18 protein-coding genes and 1 pseudogene are annotated in these 22,263 nt (G+C 71.4%); 15 read left to right on the top strand and 4 right to left on the bottom strand.

What is annotated here, in order from left to right:
• Positions 1-144: 144 nt before the first annotated feature.
• Positions 145-1,002 (bottom strand): hypothetical protein, encoded by an 858-nt coding sequence (locus tag OOK07_RS07625; protein WP_266795639.1) that lies wholly within the window; start codon positions 1,000-1,002, stop codon positions 145-147.
• A 189-nt stretch (positions 1,003-1,191) separates the two neighbouring features.
• Here OOK07_RS07625 and OOK07_RS07620 point away from each other — a divergent pair, with 189 nt between their 5' ends.
• The 5 genes from OOK07_RS07620 to OOK07_RS07600 all read left to right on the top strand — a co-directional run bounded on the left by OOK07_RS07620 (position 1,192) and on the right by OOK07_RS07600 (position 7,267).
• Positions 1,192-2,385, top strand: coding sequence for an argininosuccinate synthase (locus tag OOK07_RS07620; protein ID WP_266678134.1), 1,194 nt, complete (start codon positions 1,192-1,194; stop codon positions 2,383-2,385).
• A 99-nt stretch (positions 2,386-2,484) separates the two neighbouring features.
• Positions 2,485-3,915, top strand: a complete 1,431-nt coding sequence (argH, locus tag OOK07_RS07615) for an argininosuccinate lyase (RefSeq protein WP_266795638.1) — start codon at positions 2,485-2,487, stop codon at positions 3,913-3,915.
• Positions 3,916-4,003: 88 nt separating this feature from the next.
• Entirely contained in the window at positions 4,004-4,975 is a 972-nt protein-coding gene (locus OOK07_RS07610; RefSeq protein ID WP_266795637.1) for an aldo/keto reductase, read from the top strand.
• A gap of 136 nt (positions 4,976-5,111) precedes the next feature.
• Positions 5,112-5,678, top strand: coding sequence for a TetR/AcrR family transcriptional regulator (locus OOK07_RS07605; protein ID WP_266678128.1), 567 nt, complete (start codon positions 5,112-5,114; stop codon positions 5,676-5,678).
• A complete protein-coding gene (locus tag OOK07_RS07600; RefSeq protein WP_266795636.1) occupies positions 5,675-7,267 on the top strand; it encodes an MFS transporter in 1,593 nt (530 codons plus the stop codon). The genes OOK07_RS07605 and OOK07_RS07600 overlap by 4 nt, the downstream gene beginning before the upstream one ends.
• A gap of 195 nt (positions 7,268-7,462) precedes the next feature.
• Here the strand turns inward: OOK07_RS07600 and OOK07_RS07595 are convergent, their stop codons facing one another.
• Positions 7,463-8,134 carry a lysophospholipid acyltransferase family protein gene (locus OOK07_RS07595; protein WP_266678124.1) on the bottom strand — a complete coding sequence of 224 codons (672 nt, stop codon included), beginning with the start codon at positions 8,132-8,134 and terminating at the stop codon, positions 7,463-7,465.
• Positions 8,135-8,525: 391 nt separating this feature from the next.
• Between OOK07_RS07595 and OOK07_RS07590 the strand changes: the two genes are divergently transcribed.
• The 3 genes from OOK07_RS07590 (at position 8,526) to OOK07_RS07580 (ending at position 10,815) form a co-directional block, all read left to right on the top strand.
• Complete coding sequence (locus tag OOK07_RS07590) at positions 8,526-9,692, top strand: glycerophosphodiester phosphodiesterase (protein ID WP_266678122.1); 1,167 nt, start codon at positions 8,526-8,528, stop codon at positions 9,690-9,692.
• Between the two features lie 74 nt (positions 9,693-9,766).
• On the top strand, positions 9,767-10,273 hold the full coding sequence (locus OOK07_RS07585; RefSeq protein ID WP_266795635.1) for a sigma-70 family RNA polymerase sigma factor: 507 nt from the start codon (positions 9,767-9,769) through the stop codon (positions 10,271-10,273).
• 44 nt (positions 10,274-10,317) lie between these two features.
• Positions 10,318-10,815 carry a GNAT family N-acetyltransferase gene (locus tag OOK07_RS07580; protein ID WP_266678118.1) on the top strand — a complete coding sequence of 166 codons (498 nt, stop codon included), beginning with the start codon at positions 10,318-10,320 and terminating at the stop codon, positions 10,813-10,815.
• On the opposite strand, the gene OOK07_RS07575 is transcribed toward OOK07_RS07580, so the two are convergent.
• Both OOK07_RS07575 and OOK07_RS07570 read right to left on the bottom strand, forming a co-directional pair.
• Positions 10,805-11,221, bottom strand: coding sequence for a hypothetical protein (locus OOK07_RS07575; protein WP_266678116.1), 417 nt, complete (start codon positions 11,219-11,221; stop codon positions 10,805-10,807). The genes OOK07_RS07580 and OOK07_RS07575 overlap by 11 nt on opposite strands.
• A 1-nt stretch (position 11,222) precedes the next feature.
• Positions 11,223-11,582 carry a hypothetical protein gene (locus OOK07_RS07570; RefSeq protein ID WP_266795634.1) on the bottom strand — a complete coding sequence of 120 codons (360 nt, stop codon included), beginning with the start codon at positions 11,580-11,582 and terminating at the stop codon, positions 11,223-11,225.
• Between the two features lie 101 nt (positions 11,583-11,683).
• Between OOK07_RS07570 and OOK07_RS07565 the strand changes: the two genes are divergently transcribed.
• The 7 genes and pseudogenes from OOK07_RS07565 (at position 11,684) to cobA (ending at position 22,245) form a co-directional block, all read left to right on the top strand.
• Entirely contained in the window at positions 11,684-12,334 is a 651-nt protein-coding gene (locus OOK07_RS07565; protein ID WP_266678112.1) for an HAD family hydrolase, read from the top strand.
• Between the two features lie 368 nt (positions 12,335-12,702).
• Complete coding sequence (locus tag OOK07_RS07560; protein ID WP_266795633.1) at positions 12,703-13,737, top strand: methionine ABC transporter ATP-binding protein; 1,035 nt, start codon at positions 12,703-12,705, stop codon at positions 13,735-13,737.
• Positions 13,737-13,877, top strand: a pseudogene (locus OOK07_RS07555) (non-reducing end alpha-L-arabinofuranosidase family hydrolase); the annotation flags it as partial. The gene OOK07_RS07560 and the pseudogene OOK07_RS07555, both read left to right, overlap by 1 nt.
• A gap of 388 nt (positions 13,878-14,265) precedes the next feature.
• The gene (locus tag OOK07_RS07550) at positions 14,266-14,904 is read left to right on the top strand and encodes a GNAT family N-acetyltransferase (RefSeq protein WP_266678106.1); all 639 of its coding nucleotides are present in this window, start codon (positions 14,266-14,268) and stop codon (positions 14,902-14,904) included.
• A 119-nt stretch (positions 14,905-15,023) separates the two neighbouring features.
• Positions 15,024-16,250 carry a precorrin-6y C5,15-methyltransferase (decarboxylating) subunit CbiE gene (cbiE, locus tag OOK07_RS07545; RefSeq protein ID WP_266678105.1) on the top strand — a complete coding sequence of 409 codons (1,227 nt, stop codon included), beginning with the start codon at positions 15,024-15,026 and terminating at the stop codon, positions 16,248-16,250.
• A gap of 441 nt (positions 16,251-16,691) precedes the next feature.
• Positions 16,692-20,870: a nicotinate-nucleotide--dimethylbenzimidazole phosphoribosyltransferase gene (gene cobT, locus OOK07_RS07540; RefSeq protein ID WP_266795632.1), complete on the top strand. Its 4,179-nt coding sequence runs from the start codon at positions 16,692-16,694 to the stop codon at positions 20,868-20,870.
• 142 nt (positions 20,871-21,012) lie between these two features.
• Positions 21,013-22,245 carry a uroporphyrinogen-III C-methyltransferase gene (gene cobA, locus OOK07_RS07535; protein WP_266678101.1) on the top strand — a complete coding sequence of 411 codons (1,233 nt, stop codon included), beginning with the start codon at positions 21,013-21,015 and terminating at the stop codon, positions 22,243-22,245.
• The last annotated feature ends 18 nt before the right edge of the window (positions 22,246-22,263 follow it).

The following is a 22,263-nucleotide window of genomic DNA, read 5'->3' as shown; positions in this document are numbered from 1 at the left end:
AAGGAATTGCGAACTCCATTTGCCGGGCTCCATTTGCCGGCCCCGCCTGTCCAACTCCTTTGCCGTCCTTCGATCGCCTGCCAACCGGCCGTGACCGCCCCGGCCGGCGCTCAACCGGGGCGGCCACAGCGCCTGTCACGCGACTTACTTGGTAAGCGTGCAGGCGGCCAGGGAGTCCAGCCCGGCCGGCTTGGCCGCCGTACGCCCGATGGCGGTGGCGATGCGGTTGATCGTGGACACCCGCTTGTCCTTGAGGGGCCCCAGGATGGCGTTGTTCACGAAGTTCGGGCCGCCCTGGCCGACCGTGCTCTGCAGCCGGTTGTCGGCTTCCTGGATCTGTGTCTGCAGCAGGGTGAGGTTCCGGGTGACCTCGGCCTGTGCGGAGGCGGGGATCGCCGGGAGCTTGGAGGCGACGTCGGGGCAGGTGATGGTGCCGGCGGCGGAGGCGCCCGCCGCCTGCCCGCCGGCCGCGGTGTCGGCGCTCGGGGCCGCGGTGTTCGCGGCGGCGCCGGAGCCGGCCTTGCCCGCGTTGCCGTTGCCGGTGTTCGCGCCGCCGGCGTTCAGGGTGCACGGCGCCAGCGCGTCCAGGCCGGTCGGCTTGGCCGCCGTACGCCCGATGGCGGTGGCGATGCGGTTGATCGTGGACACCCGCTTGTCCTTGAGGGGCCCCAGGATGGCGTTGTTCACGAAGTTCGGGCCGCCCTGGCCGACCGTGCTCTGCAGCCGGTTGTCGGCTTCCTGGATCTGTGTCTGCAGCAGGGTGAGGTTCCGGGTGACCTCGGCCTGTGCGGAGGCGGGGATCGCCGGGAGTTTCGAGGCGACGTCCTGGCACGTGATGGTGCCGGGGGACGCGGCCAGGGTCCGGGCGTTGTCGCCGCTGCTCTTGGACGGCGTACCCGCGAGGGCGGAACCGGCGATCACCGCTCCGGACAGCGCCACCGCGGCGGCACCGCCGATGATCGCGACGCGGCGCTTGTTGTACTTCGGAAGAGCCCTGGACATGCGGATGCCTCACTTGGGTCAGGAGTGGGTTGACAAACGCGGCGCCGGCGTTCGGGGGGAAGTACGGGTAAGCGGTTTCGTTTGTTCAAGCTCCCTTCAGAACTTCTCCGCGACCCGTCCCGGATTGACGAATCATGCAGAGCATTGCATACTCATGCATGTCAGTGAATGCGGTGTGAGGAGAACCCCGTGACCGAGCGCGTCGTACTCGCCTACTCAGGCGGTCTGGACACCTCCGTCGCCATCGGCTGGATCGCCGAGGAGACGGGCGCCGAGGTCGTCGCTGTCGCGGTGGACGTCGGCCAGGGCGGCGAGGACCTGGACGTCATCCGCAAGCGCGCCCTCGCGTGCGGCGCCGTGGAAGCCGAAGTGGCCGACGCAAAGGACGAGTTCGCCGAGGAGTACTGCCTCCCGGCGATCAAGGCCAACGCCCTCTACATGGACCGCTATCCACTGGTCTCCGCGCTCTCCCGGCCGACGATCGTCAAGCACCTCGTCGCCGCCGCCCACAAGCACGGCGCCACGACCGTCGCCCACGGCTGCACCGGCAAGGGCAACGACCAGGTCCGCTTCGAGGCCGGCATCGTCGCCCTCGCCCCCGGCCTCACGTGCATCGCACCGGTCCGTGACTACGCGATGACCCGCGACAAGGCCATCGCGTTCTGCGAGGCGAAGAACCTCCCGATCGCGACCACCAGGAAGTCCCCGTACTCCATCGACCAGAACGTCTTCGGACGCGCCGTCGAGACGGGCTTCCTGGAGGACATCTGGAACGCGCCGACCGAGGACGTCTACGAGTACACGCAGAACCCGGCCCTCGCCCGCGAGGCCGACGAGGTGATCATCACCTTCGAGCAGGGCGTCCCGGTCGCCGTCGACGGCAGGCCCGTCACCGTCCTGCAGGCGATCCAGCAGCTCAACGAGCGTGCCGGAGCCCAGGGCATCGGCCGGATCGACATGGTCGAGGACCGGCTCGTGGGCATCAAGTCCCGCGAGGTGTACGAGGCCCCCGGCGCGATCGCGCTCATCACGGCCCACCAGGAGCTGGAGAACGTCACGGTCGAGCGTGAACTCGCCCGCTACAAGCGGCAGGTCGAGCAGCGCTGGGGCGAACTGGTCTACGACGGCCAGTGGTTCTCCCCGCTCAAGCGCGCCCTGGACGGCTTCATCCAGGAGGCCAACCAGCACGTCAACGGCGACATCCGGATGACCCTGCACGGCGGCCGCGCGGTCGTCACCGGCCGGCGCTCCGCCACGTCGCTGTACGACTTCAACCTGGCGACGTACGACACGGGCGACACCTTCGACCAGGCCGCGGCCAAGGGCTTCATCGACATCTACGGCCTGTCGTCGAAGATCGCGGCGCAGCGGGACCTCGCCTGAGCGGTCGTGACCTCGCGCAAGCAGTAGCGTAATCGCCGCCTCCCCCTACATGGCGTGGGGAGGCGGTGGCACATCGACACCTCTCTAGGAGCAACGCAAGTGAGCAGCAACAGCGGTGACGTACGGCTCTGGGGCGCCCGTTTCGCCGATGGTCCCGCCGAGGCCCTGGCGAAACTGTCCGCGTCCGTCCACTTCGACTGGCGGCTCGCGCCCTACGACATCGCCGGTTCGCGTGCCCACGCGCGTGTGCTGCACAAGGCGGGGCTGCTCACGCACGACGAGCTGACGACCATGCTGGCCGGTCTCGACCAGCTGGCGGCGGACGTCGCGGACGGCTCCTTCGTCGGCACGGTCGCCGACGAGGACGTCCACACCGCCCTGGAGCGCGGCCTCCTGGAGCGCCTCGGCCCCGACCTCGGCGGCAAGCTCCGCGCGGGCCGGTCCAGGAACGACCAGGTCGCGACTCTCTTCCGCATGTACCTGCGGGACCACGCCCGGATCATCGGCGGTCTGATCGCCGACCTCCAGGACGCGCTGATCGGCCTGGCGGAGGCCCACCCGGGCGTGGCGATGCCCGGCCGCACCCACCTCCAGCACGCCCAGCCGGTGCTCTTCGCCCACCATGTCCTCGCCCATGTGCAGCCCCTGTCCCGGGACGCCGAGCGCCTGCGCCAGTGGGACGAGCGCACGGCCGTGTCGCCGTACGGCTCGGGTGCCCTCGCGGGCAGCAGCCTCGGCCTGGACCCGGAGGCGGTGGCGAGGGACCTGGGCTTCGAGCACGGCAGCGTGGGCAACTCGATCGACGGGACGGCTTCCCGTGACTTCGTCGCCGAGTTCACCTTCATCACCGCGATGATCGGCGTGAACCTCTCCCGGATCGCCGAGGAAATCATCATCTGGAACACGAAGGAGTTCTCCTTCGTGACCCTGCACGACGCCTTCTCCACGGGCTCGTCGATCATGCCGCAGAAGAAGAACCCGGACATCGCGGAGCTGGCGCGCGGCAAGTCGGGCCGTCTGATCGGCAACCTGACAGGCCTCATGGCGACCCTCAAAGCACTCCCGCTCGCGTACAACCGCGACCTCCAGGAGGACAAGGAGCCGGTCTTCGACTCCTGTGACCAACTGGAGGTCCTGCTCCCGGCCTTCACCGGCATGATGGCCACCCTCACCGTCCACCGCGAGCGCATGGAGGAACTGGCCCCGGCCGGTTTCTCCCTCGCCACCGACATCGCCGAGTGGCTGGTGAAGCAGGGCGTGCCGTTCCGCGTCGCGCACGAGGTCGCCGGCGAGTGCGTGAAGGCCGCCGAGGCCGAGGGCAAGGAACTGGCCGACCTGACGGACGACCAGTTCGCGAAGATCTCCGCCCACCTGACCCCGGACGTACGGACCGTGCTCAACGTCCCTGGAGCCCTGGCCTCCCGCAACGGCCGCGGCGGCACGGCTCCGAGCGCGGTCGCCGTCCAGCTGGCAGAGCTGAAGGCGGACGTGGCGGCACAGTACGAGTGGGCGACGGCCAAGAACAACTGAGGGAGCGCCGGGCTCCGAGGCGGGAGTCGAAGGTCATCACGGGTACGTTGGTCGCAAGCCGTAACGGAGCCGACCGAACGGAGCCGCGATGCCCTTCGCCCGCCTGGCCTCAGCAACAACCCCCACCTGCCACATCGGACTCGGCCTCGCTGCCGTCGGCCGCCCCGGCTACATCAACCTCGGCCGGGACCAGGACCTCGGGGACAACCGCAGCGTCGAGACGCTGCGCCGCCGCACCCACGAACTCCTCGACGCCGCCTACGCCCAAGGCGTCCGCTACTTCGACGTGGCCCGCTCCTATGGCCGCTCCGAGGAGTTCCTCGCCGACTGGCTGAGCGCCCGCCCCGGCATCGACGACATCGTCGTGGGCAGCAAGTGGGGCTACACCTACACGGCCGGCTGGTCGGCGGACGCCGAGACGCACGAGGTCAAGGACCACAGTGCCCCGACGTACGAGCGCCAGCGCGCCGAGACCGACGTACTGCTCGGCGACCGCCTCGACCTCTACCAGATCCACTCGGTGACCCCGGACAGCCCGGCCCTCACCGACAAGGAACTCCACGCCAAGCTGGCGGAGGCAGCCGCCCGCGGCACCACCATCGGCTTCTCCACCAGCGGCCCCGCCCAGGCCGAGGCCATCCGCGCCGCCCTCGCCGTGACGGTCGACGGCGAACCCCTCTTCCGTACCGTCCAGTCGACGTACAACGCCCTGGAGACCTCGGCCGCTCCCGCTCTCGCCGAGGCACACGACGCCGGCCTGACCGTGATCGTCAAGGAGGGCATGGCCAACGGCCGCCTCGCGGACCCGCAGGCGCCGGACGCCCTGAAGGCCGTGGCCGCACAAACGTCTCTGGGCTGCGACGCGATCGCCCTCGGCCTGATCCTGCGCGAGCCCTGGGCCGGAGTCGTCCTCTCCGGCGCGGCGACCGTCACCCAGCTCGCCTCCAACCTGCACGCGGCGGTCGTGGACCTGGACGAGGACCAGCTCGCCCGACTCGCGACGCTCGTGCAGGAGCCGGCCGCCTACTGGGAGCAGCGCGGCCGCCTGCCCTGGCACTGACCGGTAGACCCCGTAGACCTGTAGACCCGTAAACCGGCAGACCCGATAGACCCGGCAGGCGCCGCACGACCTGCGGTGCTGAGTCATGCATGCCCATTATGAGACAGCAGTGTCTCGGATGGGCTATTCTTGTCTCATGGCTGTCGACCGTGACCATGTACTCCGCACCGCCGCGGCCCTGCTGACCAGGAAGTCCACCGCGACGATGGACGAGGTCGCCAGGGCGGCCGGAATCAGCCGGGCCACGCTGCACCGTCACTTCGCCGGACGCGACGCGCTCGTACGGGCGCTGGAGTCGCTCGGCATCGCGGAGTGCGAGGCGGCGCTGGATGCGGCGCGCCTGGAGGACGGGCCGGCGAGCGAAGGCGTACGGCGTCTGGTGCGGGCGGTCGAAGCGTCCGCCGCGCTCCTCGCCTTCCTCTACACCGAGAACCAGCTGTTCGAGAGCGGGATTCAGAACGCGGGCTGGACCAGGATCGACGACCGCATCGCGGCCCTGTTCCGGCGCGGTCAGACGGCAGGCGAGTTCCGAATCGACCTCACCCCGGCCTGGCTCACCGAGGCGCTGTACGGCCTGCTGGCCTCCGGCGCCTGGGCCGTGTCGGAAGGCCGCGTCGCCCCCAAGGACTTCACCCACATGATCGTCGAGCTGCTGCTCGGCGGCGCACTGCGCCAGGACACCTCACGGAGAGAGGAATCATGACCAGCACCCTGCGGCCGGCGACCACGACCGAGGCGGTGAAGCGCCCGGGCCGCTGGCTCGCGCTGTCCGTCCTCGTGCTCGCCGTGCTGCTGGTGGCCGTCGACGCGACCGTCCTCGGTCTCGCGACCCCCTACATCAGCGAGGACCTGAAGCCCTCCGGCACCCAGCTCCTGTGGATCGGCGACGTCTACTCCTTCGTCATCGCGGGCCTGCTGGTGTCGATGGGCAGCCTCGGCGACCGCATCGGCCGCAAGCGGATCCTGCTCGGCGGCGCCACGGCCTTCGGCGCGATATCCGTGCTCAACGCCTATGCGACGACACCCGAGTTGATGATCCTGGCCCGCGCCCTGCTCGGCGTCGCGGGCGCGACCCTCATGCCCGCCACCCTCGCGCTGATCCGCAACCTCTTCCACGACCCGCGCGAGCGCAGTCTGGCCGTGGGCATCTGGGGCGCGACGGCCTCCGCGGGTACGGCGATCGGTCCCATAGCCGGCGGTTTCCTCCTCGAACACTTCTGGTGGGGCTCGGTCTTCCTGATCAACCTGCCGGTGATGGCGGTCCTGGTGCTGGTCGGCGCCAAGCTCCTGCCGGAGTCGAAGAACCCGGACCCCGGCCCCTGGGACCTGATCAGTGTCGTCCTGTCCCTGGTCGGCGTGATCGCCATCGTGTACGCGGTCAAGGAAGCGGCGACGCACGGCTTCTCGGGGAGTGCCCTCGGTGCGGGCCTGGCCGGCGCGGCCGCCCTGTACGGGTTCGTGCGCCGCCAACTCACGCTCCCCACCCCGCTGCTGGACATGCGCCTGTTTGGCAACCGCGGCTTCAGTGCGGCGGTCCTGGCCGACCTGCTGACCATCCTCGGCCTGTCCGGCCTGGTCTTCTTCCTCTCCCAGTACCTGCAACTCGTCCAGGGTCGACGCCCGTTCGAGGCGGGTCTCGCCGAACTGCCCGCAGCGGTCGGCGCGGTGGCGGCGGGCCTGCTCGCGGGCCGCGCCGCGCGCCGCTTCTCGGTCCGCGCGGTCGTCACGGGCGGCCTCGCGGCGATCGGTCTCGCCCTGGCCGCCCTCACCGTGCTCGACCCTTCGACGGGCTACCCCCTGCTCGGCACCGCCCTGCTCTTCGTCGGCATCGGCGCCGGCTTCTCCTTCACGGTGACGGCCGACGTCATCCTCTCCTCCGTACCGAAGGAGCAGGCGGGCGCCGCCTCAGCGGTCTCGGAAACGGCGTACGAACTGGGCGCGGCCCTCGGAATCGCGGTTCTCGGCTCGATCGTGACGGGCGTCTACCGGGGCTTCGCCGCCCCGGCCGGGACCCCGTCAGGAGCACACGAGTCACTGGGGGGCGCGGTGGAGGCGGCGAAACACCTCCCGTCGGACACGGCGCAGCAACTCCTTACATCGGCCCGGGAGGCCTTCGTCCACGGCCTGGCCCTCGCGACGGGCGTCGGCGCGGCGGTCCTGCTGGCGACAGCGGCGGCGGCATGGTTCCTGCTGCGCGGCCAGCGACTGGACGGGAACTCCTCGCAGCCGTCGACGATCGTGGCCGGGTCCGCCACCGACGCTCGGCATTCCGAGTGCTCGCAGTACTCCTAGTGCGCCGGGGCACCAGCCCTCCGAGAGGAACCACGGCTTCACCCGGTGACCCGATCACCCGCGTGGAGAGCCAAACGGTCGGTGGCGCGGGAACGACGAGCCCACCGTCCCTGTCGCCGCGCCTTCACGTCTTCGCGCCACAAAAGAGCCGTACGCACCCTCGCAGGCGCGTACGGCTCCGGGAAACCCGTCGGCTCAGGCAGCCTTGGCCTTGGTCGCGTACATGTCCACGTACTCCTGCCCGGACAACCGCATGACCTCAGTCATCACGGAGTCGGTCACGGCACGCAGCACGTACCGGTCCCGGCCCATGCCGTCGTAGCGCGAGAACTCCATCGCCTCACCGAAGCGGACGGTGACCCGCCCGGGCCGGGGCATCCCCGCCCCGCCCGGCTGCAGCTTGTCCGTTCCGATCATCGCGAAGGGAACGACCGGTGCCCCCGTCATCAGGGTGAGCCGGGCGATGCCGGTGCGGCCGCGGTAGAGGCGGCCGTCGGGGGAGCGCGTGCCCTCCGGGTAGATCCCGAAGACCTGGCCCTCCTCCAGCACCCGGCGGCCGGTCATCAGCGCGGCGACACCGCCGCGGCCGCCGTCGCGGTCCACCGGGATCATGCCGACGCCCGTGAAGAACCAGGCCATCAGGCGGCCCTTGAAGCTCTTGCCGGTGACGTACTCGTCCTTGCCGATGAAGACGACCTGACGGTCGCAGACCAGAGGCAGGATCATCGAGTCGATGAAGGTCAGATGGTTGCCGGCCAGGATGACCGGACCGTCGCCAGGGATGTGCTCCGCACCCTCCACCCGTGGGCGGAACATCAGGCGCATGATCGGTCCGAGCACTGCCTTGATGAGCACGAAGCGGGACAACGGGCCCTCCGGTGTCAAGGGATTCGATACGAGTATGTGCAGGTGAGGACGATACTCGCGGTTCCCGGGGTCATGCACATCGGGTTCACCCATGTCTTACGCACTGTTGACGTAGGTTCACCTGCGGTGACACCCCGGTGCAGGGCGGTAACAGGCCCGCAATGATGTGACGGACGTCGCTTCCGTCCGGTGGGGAACTCCCCGAAACGGCCGACACCGACCGGTTACCCCGCCCCGAGGCGCCGATGCCGACGGGCCGTCAGACATTCGTTCCCATGTGACATCACGAGTCACCCGCGTGTTCCAGCCGGGGTCTCCCTTGCGCCATGTTCACGACCCTACGATCGGCGCGCGGAAAGAAGAGATCGAGACGACGTCAGGGGAGGCGCTCATGGGAACGCAGGAGAACGAGCAGACAGGCATCACCGGACGACGAGCGCTTCTCGGCGCGGCGGTCCTGGGCGCGAGCGGAGCCGTACTCGGCCTGTCCGGTACCGCGAGAGCCGCCGAGGCCGGCCGGCACGGGGGCGGCGGGCTGAAGAGCCTGCCCAAGCCGACGATCATCGGTCACCGCGGCGCCAGCGGTTACCGGCCCGAGCACACCTTCGGCTCCTACAACCTGGCCCTCGACCTCGGCGCCGACATCGTCGAGGCCGGCGACCTTGTGCCCACCAAGGACGGCCATCTGGTCTGCCGGCACGAGCCGGAGATCGGCGGGACGACGAACGTCGCCGACCACCCCGAGTTCGCCGGCCGCAGGACCACCAAGGTGCTCGACGGTGTCTCCACCACCGGCTGGTTCACCGAGGACTTCACGCTCGCCGAGCTGAAGACGCTGCGCGCGATCGAGCGCATCCCGGCCAACCGCCCGCACAACACCCTCTACAACGGCCGCTGGGAGATCCCCACCTTCGAGGAAGTCCTGAAGTGGCAGGACGAGCAGACCCGCAAGCGCGGCAAGCAGGTCTGGATCTACCCCGAGACCAAGCACCCCACGTACTTCCGCAAGCTCGGCCTGGGCCTGGAGGAGCGGGTCGCCAAGCTGCTGCACAAGCACGGCAAGGACAAGCGGAACTCGCCGGTCATCCTGCAGTCGTTCGAGCCGAGCAGCATCCAGCGCCTGAACACGCTGGTCGACAACCCCCTCGTCGTGCTGCTGTCCACCGCCGACTCCCGGCCGTGGGACTTCGTCGAGGCGGGCGACCCGCGCACCGTCGCCGACCTGATCACCCCGAAGGGCCTCAGGGAGATCGCCGGCTACGCGCAGGGCCTCGGCCCGACCCTCGACCTGGTCATCACGAAGAAGGCGGACGGCAGCCTCGACAAGAGGACCACCCTCGTCTCCGACGCGCACAAGGTCGGCCTGATCCTGCACCCGTACACGATGCGCAATGAGAACCCCTTCCTGCCGGCCGAGTACCGCAAGGGCACCGACGCGGACGCCTACGGCGACGCCTTCGGCGCCTTCAGGACGTACTTCGCGACCGGCATCGACGGCGTCTTCTCCGACAACGCGGACACCGCGGTGCTCGCCCGCGCTTCATTCGTCAACAGCTGAGCGTCCGGCCCCGGTTGGGGTGACAGCCGGCCGTCCGGGGCAACCCGGCGCCGGGCGGCCGCGTCGTGCTGCATATGACGCACGACCTGGTTGCCGCCCTGCGCCCCCTGCTCACCGCCGAGGCCTCCGCGGAGGCACATGCCTCCGGCGCCGAGCCGGGCGACCTGGAACAGGCGGTCTGGCTGCGCCTCCTGGAACATCTGGAGGTGGCCGGCCCGCCGCTCGACCCGCATCGCTGGCTGCGCAGCGCCGTACGTTCCGAGGCGCGCCGCACCCGCCGTACGAGCCGCATCGAGCGGCCGTACGACATCGAGCCCGTCGGCGACGTCGACAGCGGCCCCGAGCACCTGGCCCTCGCCGCGGCCCGCCGCCGGGCCCTGCGCGACGCGGTCCGCCGACTGCCCGGCCGCTGCCCCCGTCTGCTGGAGGCCCTGCTCTCCCCGAAAGACCTGACATACCGGGAAATCGCGGGGGAGTTGGGTATCTCACAGGGCAGTCTCGGCCCGGAACGTTCCAGATGCCTGGGATGTCTGCGGCGTTTGCTCCCGCCGGAGGTTGCGACGCATCGAGCACGGGGATAGGAGTGTTTACGACCGGCGATCAGGTGAGCGGGAGGCGTGCGCACATGGGCATGAGCGTGACCATCTCGGTGGCGACCGAGCAGGATGCAGAGCAGATCTTCAAGCTCCAGTATCTGTGCTTCCAGAGCGAGGCGGCGCTGTACGGGAACTACCGCATCGACCCGCTCGTCCAGAGCCTCGACTCGGTCCGTGAGGAGGTGGTCGCGGACTGCGTCTTCGTGGCGCGGCTCGGCGAAGAAGTCGTCGGCTCGGTGCGCGGCCGGGTCACCGAGGACGGCTCCGCCGCCATCGGCAAGCTCTGCGTCCACCCCCGCCTCCAGGGCCACGGCATCGGCGCCCGGCTGCTGCGCGCGGCCGAGTCCGCCCTCGCCGAGCAGGGCGGCGCCACCCGGTTCCGCCTAGAGGCCGGCCACCGCAGTGAGGGCAACCTGCGGCTGTACCGCCGCGTCGGCTACCAGGCCGTGGGTACGTCCCAGGGTCAGGACGGGGTACCGATGGTCGTCCTGGAGAAGCCGGCGCGGGCGTACGTGGCTACTGCGTGACGGAGCGGTTCCTGCGGAGCCAGTACAGCGCGGACAGCGGCAGCAGTACGGGGATGAAGACGTACCCCATGCCGTAGTCAGACCAGACCGTCGCGTCCGGGAAGGCCGACGGATCGACCAGGGTCCACGTGCCGACGATCAGTACACCCGCGAGTTCGGCGGCGCAGCACACCTGCGCCGCCCTGCGGGCCCGCTCGCCGCCGCGGACCAGGGAGTACGTGATGAATCCGTACACGACACCCGCCACCGCCGACAGGGAGTAGGCCAGCGGCGCCCGGTCGAACTCGGTGGCGATCTGGTAGACGGAACGCGACACCGCGCCGACGACCATCACGCCGTAGAACCAGACGAGCAGCATGCCGGGCCCGCTGATGAGCCGCTTCGGCTTCTGTTCCGCGGTGGTCATCTCACCCTCCCCAGATGTCATAGAGCCGCACCTCGAGCACGGCCAGCACCACACCGCCGGCGGCGACCGTCACCGATCCCCAGCGCGTGCGCTCCGCCAGCGACATGAACCCCGCCGCCGGGACACAGGCGAAGGCGCCGATCAGATACGCCACGAAGATCGTCGTGCCCTGATCCGCCTTCTCGCCCCGCGCCAGCTGCACGATGCCGATCACCAGCTGCACCGTGGCCAGCAGCGACACCATGGCCATGCCGATGAAGTGCCAGTCCTTCGTCGGCTGGTCGCGGTAGGCGGCCCAGCCGCACCAGGCGGCCAGCAGCAGCGCGGCGACACCGGTCACCAGCGTCAGGGCATTGAGCATGCAGCGACCTTAATACGGTCCAAACGACCTGTTGCGCCCGCCCCTGGCTGACGCCCGAGCCCGGCCCGGCCGTCCCCGGCGGCCCCCGTAGGGTCTGGACCATGACGATCCATGCACAAGCCCTTCTGTTCGACAACGACGGGACCCTCGTCTCCTCCCTCGACTCCGTGGACCGCTGCTGGACGCGGTGGGCGGCGGAGTACGGCGTCACCGCCGAGGAGTTCGGACGCGTCGAACTGCACGGGCGGCCGGCCGCGGAGATAGCCGCCGACCTGCTGCCCGCAGACGTCGTGCCGGAGGCCGTCGCGCGGATCGAGCTGCTGGAGGTGGAGGACGTGCCGGCCGGGGGCGTCCACCTGCTGCCCGGCACCAGGGGCCTCCTGGACGCGCTGCCCGCCGAGCGCTGGGCCGTCGTCACCTCCGCCACCCGCCGCCTCGCCGAGGCCCGCCTCGACGCCGTCGGCATCCGGCCCAAGACCCTCGTCGCCGCCGACGACATCACCCGCGGCAAGCCCGACCCCGAGCCCTACCTCCTCGCCGCCCGCGTACTCGGCGTCGACCCCGCGCACTGTGTCGTCTTCGAGGACGCCCCGGCCGGACTCCAGGCGGGCCGCGCCGCCGGCATGACCACCGTGGCCCTGGCCACAACGCACAAGGCCCATGAACTCGACGCCGATCTCGTGGTGAAGGACCTCTCCGCGCTGTCCGTGCGGGTCGGCGACCAGGGTGTGGAGATCTCCGTCCGCGCCTGAATCGTGTCCGCCGCTGTCCAGCATGCGGACAGCGGCGGATTGCCGGGACCGTACTTCTGTTTTACTGATCGCATGACCACGACGAGCAGCCGCATCCTTGCGACCGAGGCGACCATGACGCCCGGTGCCCGTTGTGCGTGTCGAATGTGCGCCTTCTAGAGGGCCCCAGCACGACCTGAGCCTCGCGCCCCGAAGCGAGCCGCCGCGGCTGCCCGTACGGAATGACATCCCGTACGTGATCGCCGCCGCCCGCGCGTATGGCCCCCCGGCCGCTCTGCCACCGCACGAGAACCGCGCCGCGTTCCGACCGAATGCACCCGTGCCCGGGCACACCCGCGCCCGCGCACTCGACAGTGACGGAAACCCCAGTGATCACCACAACGGGCCTGACCAAGGTCTACCGCTCGCGCGCCCGTGAGGTCACCGCCCTCGACGGCGTGGATCTGCACGTCCGCGAAGGCGAGGTGTACGGCGTCATCGGCCGGTCCGGTGCCGGCAAGTCCTCGCTCATCCGCTGCGTCAACCTGCTGGAGCGCCCCACCGCCGGCACGGTGACCGTCGCCGGGCAGGACCTCACCGCCCTGGCCGGCCGCGGCCCGCGCGCCGGCAAGGAGCTGCGGCAGGCGCGCAGCCGTATCGGCATGGTCGTCCAGAACTTCAACCTGCTGTCCTCGCGGACGGTCCAGGACACCGTCGAGCTGCCGCTCGAAATCCTCGGCATGTCCGGCAAGGAGCGCTCCCGCAAGGCGCTGGAGCTGCTGGACCTCGTCGGGCTCGCCGACAAGGCCGGGACCTACCCCGCCCAGCTCTCCGGCGGTCAGAAGCAGCGCGTCGGCATCGCCCGCGCCCTGGCCGGCGACCCCAAGGTCCTCCTGTCCGACGAGGCCACCGGCGCCCTCGACACGGAGACCACCCGCTCCGTCCTCCAGCTGCTGCGCGACCTGAACCGGCAGCTGGGCCTGACAGTTCTGCTCATCACCCACGAGATGGACGTCGTGAAGTCGATCTGCGACTCGGCCGCCCTGATGGAGAACGGCCGCATCGTCGAGTCGGGGACGGTGAGCGAACTGCTCGCGACACCCGGTTCCGAGCTGGCCTCCGCCCTCTTCCCGGTGAGCGGCGACGCCTCGGGCGAGGACCGCACCGTCGTCGATGTCACCTTCCAGGGCGAGACCGCCACCCAGCCCGTGATCTCCCAGCTCTCGCGCACCTACAACATCGACATCTCGATCCTCGGTGCGGCCATCGACACCGTCGGCGGCCTCCAGGTCGGCCGGATGCGCATCGAACTGCCCGGCCCCTACGAGGACAACGTCGTGCCGATCGGATTCCTGCGTGAACAGGGCCTGCAGATCGACGTGCTGGGCCAGGAGCCCGTACTGCTGAAGGAAGGCGCGAAGTGACCTGGGCCAGCCAGACCATGACCGTCGACCCCCGCAACCTGCAGCTCCTCTACCAGGGCAGGACCCCCAGCGCACCTGGGGACACCACCCCCTGCGAGAAGCTGCCCCACCGTCCGGGCCTGCTCACCCTGCAGCACTGACTCGCCCGATCCACGGTGACCGCGACGCGGCGGGCCGCCAACGCGCAGGCGGGGCGTCCACGACGCAGGCGACTCCACCCGCTGAGCGATACGCACCGCCTTGAGAAACCCCAGCCGCGCGCCGGCTGGGGCTCCTCACCTCGCCCGAGGTGAAGAAGTTCATCGAGGACACGTAGCAGGGCTCGGTCGTGCCGTCCTTCTGAACCGGTTGCCGGACCGGCCGCAGGGCCGGGTCACTCTGTGCCGACGGGGCGTATACGGCGTATCGCCACGCACGGGGTCCACTCGCTCACCAGGTGTGGACCCCGTGGTGCGGTTCGGTGGTTTCATGCTGCATGCTGGGCAGTTCAGCAGGCCTGAACATTTTCCAGAGGTTACGGAGCGGCGCATGGCTGGCACCTTCCCCAACATCTCCATCAGCACGGAGCGGTTGGTGCTGCGTCCCCTCGACGAGGACGACGTGCCCGCACTGGCCGAGATGATGAACGACGAGCAGGTCGGCGCCTGGACGAGTGTCCCGCAGCCCTACACCGAGGCCGACGCCCGCAACTGGATCACCGAACTCGCCCCGGCCGAACGCGCCGAGGGCCGTGGCGTCGTCTTCGCCGTCACCGAGTTCCTCACCCAGCGGCTGGTCGGAATGATGCACCTGCAGAACACCGACTGGCGCGTGCGCGCCAGCGAGATCGCCTACGTCATCGCCCCCTGGGCCCGCGGTGAGGGCTACGCCACCGAAGCGGCCCTCGCCACCGCGCAATGGCTGTTCCACGACCAGAAGTTCGAACGGATGGAACTGCGCACCGCCGCCGACAACACCGCCTCCCAGCAGGTGGCCCAGAAGATGGGCTGTATCAGCGAGGGTGTCCTGCGCAACGCGTGGATAGCGCGCGCCAGGTCCGGGGACGGGGAGTGGACCGACGTGCGTACCGACGTCATCCTCTGGAGCCTGCTGCCCGAGGACCTGGCCGGGGGCAGTGAACAACTGGCCGACACCGGCGGTTTCACCTCCTTCACCGACTGGAACTGAACACTGGGGGCATGAGGGGAACTGCGCCGCCGCAGTGGCGGCACCGTCCACCAGGTACCCTCACGGAGCCCGCCCGGGTTGCCCCGAGAACTGCGCAAAACCTCTGGAGACTGACGACGATGGCCGACCGCGTCACGGTGATCGGCTGGGACGGCTCGCCGCTGACCGCCGCGGCCCGCTCCGCGCTGAGCGCCGCCACCCTGGTGGCCGGTGCTCCCCACCACCTGACGCTTCCCGAGGTGCCGCCGACCGCCGAGCGCGTCCGCCTCGGCAGCGTCGCCCTCGCCGCCCGTCGCATCGCCGGCCACCGTGGCACCGCAGTTGTGCTCGCCGACGGCGACCCCGGGTTCTTCGGCGTCGTACGGACCGTGCGCGCACCCGAGTTCGGCCTTGAGGTCGAGGTCGTCCCGGCCGTCTCGTCCGTGGCCGCGGCCTTCGCACGCGCCGGGATGCCCTGGGACGACGCCCAGGTGGTTGTCGCACACCGCCGCACCCTGCGACGCGCGGTGAACGTGTGCCGCGCCCACACCAAAGTCGCCGTTCTCACCTCCCCGGGCGCCGGGCCCGCCGAACTCGGCCTGCTCCTGGAGGGCGTCCACCGCACCTTCGTCATCTGCGAGGAGCTCGGCACCGAACGCGAACAGGTCACCGTCGTCACCTCCGACAAGGCCCCCGACCACATCTGGCGCGACCCGAACGTCGTCATCGTCATCGGCGGACCCGCGGGTCCGAACGTCTCGGGCGAGGCCGGCGGCTGGCTCGCCGGACGGGACCCGGGAGCCGGACCCCGCGGCTGGACACAACCCGCCCAGGCCTACGACGGACCGCTCGGCGAGGGCGAGACGGACCTGCTCCGCGCGGCCCAACTCGCCCGCCTCGGACCGCGCGTCGGCGACCTCGTGTGGGACATCGGCTGCGGCAGCGGCGCCTTCGCCACCGAGGCCGCACGGGCCGGCGCCGCCGTGATCGCCGTCGACCGGGACCTCACGGCCTGCACCCGCGCGGATGCCGCCGCCCGCCGGTTCGGCGTCCAGCTGCAGATCATCCGCGGCCTCGCCCCGCACGTACTGGAGAACCTCCCCGAACCGGACGTCGTACGCGTCGGCGGCGGGGGAGCGGCCGTGGTCTCCGCGGTCGCCGACCGCCGCCCGCAGCGCATCGTCACGCATGCCGCCACCCGCGACGCGGCCGAACTCGTCGGCCGGGACCTGACGGAGCACGGCTACCGGGTCGAGTGCGCGCTGCTCCAGTCCGTCGAACTCGACACCAGGGCCTGGACGGAGACGGAGCGCAGTGTGGTGTTCCTGCTCACAGGGGAACTGGTGCGGCGCGAAGGCCCTCGCTGAGGGCAGGCGGCCGGGTGGCGGGCGGGAGTGCTCCCGGAGCGCGTGTTGTGACCCCCACGCCGTCCCAGTGATCCTGTTTTCTGCCGTACCGGTGATCCGCTGGTCGTACCGCTCGCGGTAGGCTGGCCGATCGTTGCACTGCACCTGTGGCCCGGCACTTCGTTCGTCAATGTCCGGAAAGCACGCCCCTTTTGGGGTGGGTGTGGTACGGCAGAACCGGGGGACGCGCAACGTGGCGCAGTCCACAGCGAGCCGTCGCGGATCAAGCTGTCGTGACGGTGGAACGGCCGGGACAATGCCACTGAATGGCTTTGTCGCCTTTTACGGGCGGGTCGTTCGTGCCGCTGGGCATGCACGCTCGTTCTTCACTGCGGGGGCGGTCGGTGCGCCGTTCCCGGTGAGCTGGACGTAGAAGCACTAACCGATGGGCGAGGGGTACGCATGACCGACACCGGCCAGGTCCCGGGCGAGGGACTGCCGGAGAGCGCAGGCATGGTGGAGCAGCCGGGCGTCCCCGCGCACGGTGCGTACACCTACCTCTCCGAGACCACCGCCGAGGACGAAGACCTGTTGCTCCTGCCGGGCGCCCAGAGCCCCTGGGGCAACGAGGTCGCCCCGCCCGCGCCGGAACCGGTCGTCGAGACCGTCCACGAGCCGGGCCCGCACGAGACAGCCGGCCGCGACAGCGGTTCGGTCGACCTCTCCGGCGTCCGCCTGCCCAATCCCACGCTGCCTCCGACGTCGGTCCCGCCGCGCCGTCCGCTGCACCTCGGTCCGCCCATCCCGGACGCCTCGGCGAGCCCGGTGCGCTCCCTCGCCGACCGCGGCCCCGCGGGCGCACCGGTCCGGCAGCCGGGCCCGCCCACCACCGGCCCCGAGTACTTCGACGCCCCCCAACTCCACGAGATGCCCCCGCAGGGCGCGGTCCCGTGGGGCGCCCAGGCATTGGCCGCCGTGCAGACCCCGGTCGGCATCGAGGCACCCGCTGCCGAAACGGTTGTTCCCGTGCCGGAGCCGACCCCGGAACCGGTCGTCGCGGCCCACGCCGTCATGGCCCCGGCCGCGATGGACACCGCCCCGCAGCAGCACGACGGCGAGCCCGTTCACGCCGCGCAGACCGCGCAGAACGGCGAGGCCACGTACGCGGCGGAGGCCCTTGGCGCGACGTACGACCCGGAGGCCGGGCAGATTCCGGCGGGGGTGTCGCCCGTCGAGGGCGCCGAACTCGCCGGTGCCGACCCCGGGGCCGCTGACGTCGCTCCGGGAGGTTTCGTCGTGGAGGGCGGGTTCGGCGCTCCGTCCGGGCCTGCTGCCGAGAGCGGGACCGACGGTCTGCCCGAGGGCGGCGGGGAGGTTGGAACCCTTGCCCCGATGGCGGCCGCTTCGGACGCGGACCAAGCTCCTGTTCCCTCGGCTGTTTCGGACCCCGGTCCGGCCGACGTGGTCGGTGCTGTCGCGGAGACCGGTCTGGCGCCCGGCGCCGGAGCCGCCGCGGAGGACGGGTACGCCGAGGCGGCCGTGCCCGGTTCGGAGGCTGCGCCGGCAGCGGAAGCCGGGGCTGCGCCGGAGGCCGAGCCGGCTCCTGGAGCGGTGCCTGCGCCGGAGGCCGGTCAGTTCCCGGAAGCGACACACGCCGTCGCGACTCCGCCCGCTCCGGCCGCTGCGGAAGAGGTGCCCGTGGCTGAGACCACGCCACTCGCGGAGAGTGCCGCCTCCGACGGTGCGCCGGCCGCTGACGCCGTCGCGCCTGAGGACGTGCGGCCCGTCACCGAGGCGCCCGAGCCCGAGGACGGACAGGTTGCCGGGACCGTAGCCCCCGAGGGCGCGCAGTTCGTCGACGCGGCCGCACCCGGGGACGGTCAGCTGCCGAACGTGACCGCGCCCGGCAACGGCCCGCTCCCCGAGCAGGTCGCGCCCGAGGAGTTCGCGCCTGAGGCCGGTCAGCTCCCCACAACCGTTCCGCTCCTTGAGGCCGCTCCGCTCCCCGAGCCCGCTGCGACCGAGACCCCCCAAGGCCCTCAGGCGATGGCGCCGGTGCCGGTGCCGGATGCCGGTCAGCCTGCCGAGGCCACCGCCCTCGACGCAGGTCAGCCCGTTGTCCCCGACCCTGCCCAGGCCGGCACAGCCGAGGAGCCCCTTCAGGCTGCCGACGTAGAGACTGCCCAGACGGCCGATACGGCTGTACCCGCGCAGCCCACGGACGCCTCCGCGGCACCGGCCGTAGACACCGCCGCCGCCACCGTCGCGCCCGAGCCGTCGCTCCAGCCCGTGGACGCGCCCGCGCCCCAGGACCAGAGCCCGCACCCGGCACAGCCCACGCACGACGTACCGTTGCCCGCCACGGACGCCGCCGCACAGCCGGCCGCCGCCGACCAGGCCACCCCCGAATCGTCTCCCGCACTCCTCGCCCCGGCCGCAGCCCAACCGGCCGACGCGGGATCCCCGGCGGACCGGGCGAACCCCGAAGACGCGCTCGTGCCCGAGACGGCCGCGGCCTCCGCCGAGGCCTCGCCCGCGCTCCCCATCGACGCCGTGGCAGCCGACCCGGCTGCCGGGTCCGGCCCCGGCGCGGACACCCTGCCGCCATTCGCCGCGGACCCCCAGCCGCCCGCCGCGGGCCCCGCGGAGCACCAACCCGCCGAGCAGGTCGGCCAGTTCGTCCCCGTCGAGGGCTCCGTGCCGACCACCCCGCACCTCGCCCCGACCCCACCGCACGCCCTCGTCCTCCCCGCGGCGGACGAGCAGGCGCCGGAGCCGGTCGTCACGGTGCCCGCTCCGCGCGACGGCGACTCCGAACTCGTACAGCACGCGGAGGACCTGGACACCAGGGCCGCCGACCAGGAAGAGGAGAGCAGGGCCGCAGTGGAAGACGTACGACAGTCCACCGGCCCGGCCGCGCCCGCCTACGACGACGCCGAGCGCGAGGCCGTCCTCAAGGTCATGCGGGAACGACGCGACATCCGCAACGGCTTCCGCAGCGACCCCATCCCGCACGAGGTGCTGCTCCGTGTCCTGGAGGCCGCGCACACCGCCCCGTCCGTGGGGCACTCGCAGCCCTGGGACTTCGTCGTCATCCGCTCCGCCGACACCCGGCGCGGCATGCACGAACTGGCCATGCGGCAGCGCGACGCGTACGCCAAGTCCCTCCCCAAGGGCCGGGCCAAGCAGTTCAAGGAACTGAAGATCGAGGCCATCCTCGACACTCCGGTGAACATCGTCGTCACCGCCGACCCGACCCGCGGCGGGCGCCACACGCTGGGCCGTCACACGCAGCCCCAGATGGCGCCCTACTCCGCCGCGCTCGCGGTCGAGAACCTCTGGCTCGCCGCCCGCGCCGAGGGCCTCGGCGTCGGCTGGGTCAGCTTCTTCGACGAGCGGGAGATGGTCCGCGCGCTGGGGCTGCCCGAGCACCTGGAGGTCATCGCCTACCTGTGCGTCGGGTACGTCGACGAGTTCCCGGACGAGCCCGAGCTGATGCAGGCCGGCTGGTCCAAGCGCCGCCCGCTGTCGTGGGTCGTGCACGAGGAGACGTACGGCCGCCGTGCCCTGCCCGGCGAGGAGCCGCATGACCTGCTCGCCGAGACCGTCGCCCAGATCCGCCCGCTGGACGCCAAGGCGCTCGGCGAGGCATGGGAGCGGCAGAAGCGGATGACGAAGCCGCCCGGCTCGCTCGGCATGCTGGAGATCATCTCCGCCCAGCTGTCCGGCCTGTCCCGGCAGTGCCCGCCGCCGATCCCGGAGCCCGCGGCCGTCGCGATCTTCGCGGGCGACCACGGTGTGCACGCCCAGGGCGTGACCCCCTGGCCGCAGGAGGTCACCGCCCAGATGGTGGCCAACTTCCTCGGCGGCGGAGCGGTCTGCAACGCCTTCGCGGGCCAGGTGGGCGCCGAGGTCTGCGTCGTGGACGTGGGCGTGGCCGCCGACCTCCCCGCAACCCCCGGTCTGCTGCCCCGCAAGGTCCGCGCGGGCACCTCCGACATGACGACCGGTCCCGCGATGACCCGTGAGGAGGCCAAGCAGGCCATCGAGGTCGGCATCGAGACCGCCCGCGACCTGGTGGCGGCCGGCAACAAGGCGCTGCTGACCGGTGAGATGGGCATCGCGAACACCACGGCGTCCGCCGCCCTGATCTCGGTCTTCACGGACACCGACCCGGCCGACGTGACCGGCCGCGGCACCGGCATCAACGACGAGACCCTGGCCCGCAAGACCGAGGTCGTCCGCCGCGCGATCGAGGTCCACCAGCCCGACCCGGCCGACCCGATCGGCGTGCTCGCCGCGATCGGCGGCTTCGAACACGCCGCGTTGGTCGGCCTGCTCCTCGGCGGCGCCTCCCTGCGTACGCCGGTGATCCTGGACGGCGTCAGCGCCGGCGCCGCCGCCCTGGTGGCCCGCGCGATCGCCCCCGAGGTCCTCGCGGCCTGCATCGCGGGCCACCGCAGCGCCGAACCGGGCCATGTGGCGGCGCTGAACAAGCTCGGCCTGCGCCCCCTGGTCGACCTCGACCTCCGTCTCGGCGAGGGCACCGGCGCCCTCCTGGCCCTCCCGCTCGTGCAGAGTACGGCCAGGGCCATGCACGAGGTCGCGACGTTCGACTCGGCGGGCGTCACCGAGAAGTGACCCCGAACCGGGGTGGGTGCACGCGCTCCCGAGTGCACCCCACCCCGGCCCGTAATCTGAACCCGCCTCTAGAATCCCGCACGTCAGGGCTGCTCCAGAGCCGTAGCGCCCATCGCATTGCCAGCACGAGGAGCCGCACCTCATGGCCGAAAACCCCGCCTACCCCGTAGGCCTCCGCCTCACCGGCCGCACCGTGGTCGTGCTCGGCGGCGGCCAGGTCGCCCAGCGCCGCCTCCCGGCACTGATCGCAGCGGGCGCGGACGTCCTCCTCGTCTCCCCGGAGGTGACACCCTCCGTCGAGGCCATGGCGGACGCGGGCGAGATCACCTGGCAGCGGCGGGCGTACGCCGACGGCGACCTGTCGGCCGCCTGGTACGCCCTGATCGCCACCAGCGACGCGGAGGCCAACGCCGCGGCCTCCGCAGAGGCCGAGCGGCACCGGGTCTGGTGCGTCCGGTCCGACGACGCCGACGCCGCCACCGCCTGGACCCCGGCCACGGGCACCAGCGAAGGTGTCACGGTCGCCGTCCTCACCAGCCGGGCCGGCGGCCGCGACCCCCGCCACACCGCCGCCATCCGCGACGCGGTCGTCGAGGGCCTGCGTGACGGCACCCTCGTCGCCCCCCACCACCGCACCCGCACCCCCGGCGTCGCCCTCGTCGGCGGCGGCCCCGGCGACCCGGACCTGATCACGGTCCGCGGCCGCCGTCTCCTCGCCGAGGCCGATGTGGTCATCACCGACCACCTGGGCCCCCGCGACCTGCTGGCAGAACTGCCCGCGAGCGTCGAGGTGATCGACGCGGCGAAGCTGCCGTACGGCCGCTTCATGGCCCAGGAGGCCATCAACAACGCGCTGATCGAACACGCCAAGCAGGGCAAGTCGGTCGTACGGCTGAAGGGCGGCGACCCGTTCGTCTACGGCCGCGGTATGGAAGAGGTCCAGGCGCTCGCCGAGGCCGGTGTCCCGTGCACCGTCGTTCCCGGCATCTCCAGCTCGATCTCGGTGCCGGGCGCCGCCGGCATCCCGGTCACCCACCGGGGAGTCGCCCACGAGTTCACGGTGGTCAGCGGGCACATCGCCCCCGACGACGAGCGCTCCCTGGTCGACTGGCCCGCCCTCGCCCGGCTGACCGGCACGCTCGTGATCCTCATGGGCGTCGGCACGATCGGGAAGGTCGCCGAGACCCTCGTCGCCCACGGCAAGTCCGCCGACACCCCGGTCGCCGTGATCCAGGAGGGCACCACGGCAGCCCAGCGCCGCGTCGACGCCACCCTCGCCACCGTCGCCGAGGCGGTCCGTACGCACGAGGTGAAGGCCCCGTCGGTCATCGTCATCGGCGAGGTCGTCACCGTAGGCCCGCGGGCATCCGCGTAACCCCGGGTAACACAACCC

The organism is Streptomyces sp. NBC_00078 (assembly GCF_026343335.1).
Taxonomy (GTDB): domain Bacteria; phylum Actinomycetota; class Actinomycetes; order Streptomycetales; family Streptomycetaceae; genus Streptomyces.
This window is presented reverse-complemented; position numbering and strand designations above follow the sequence as displayed.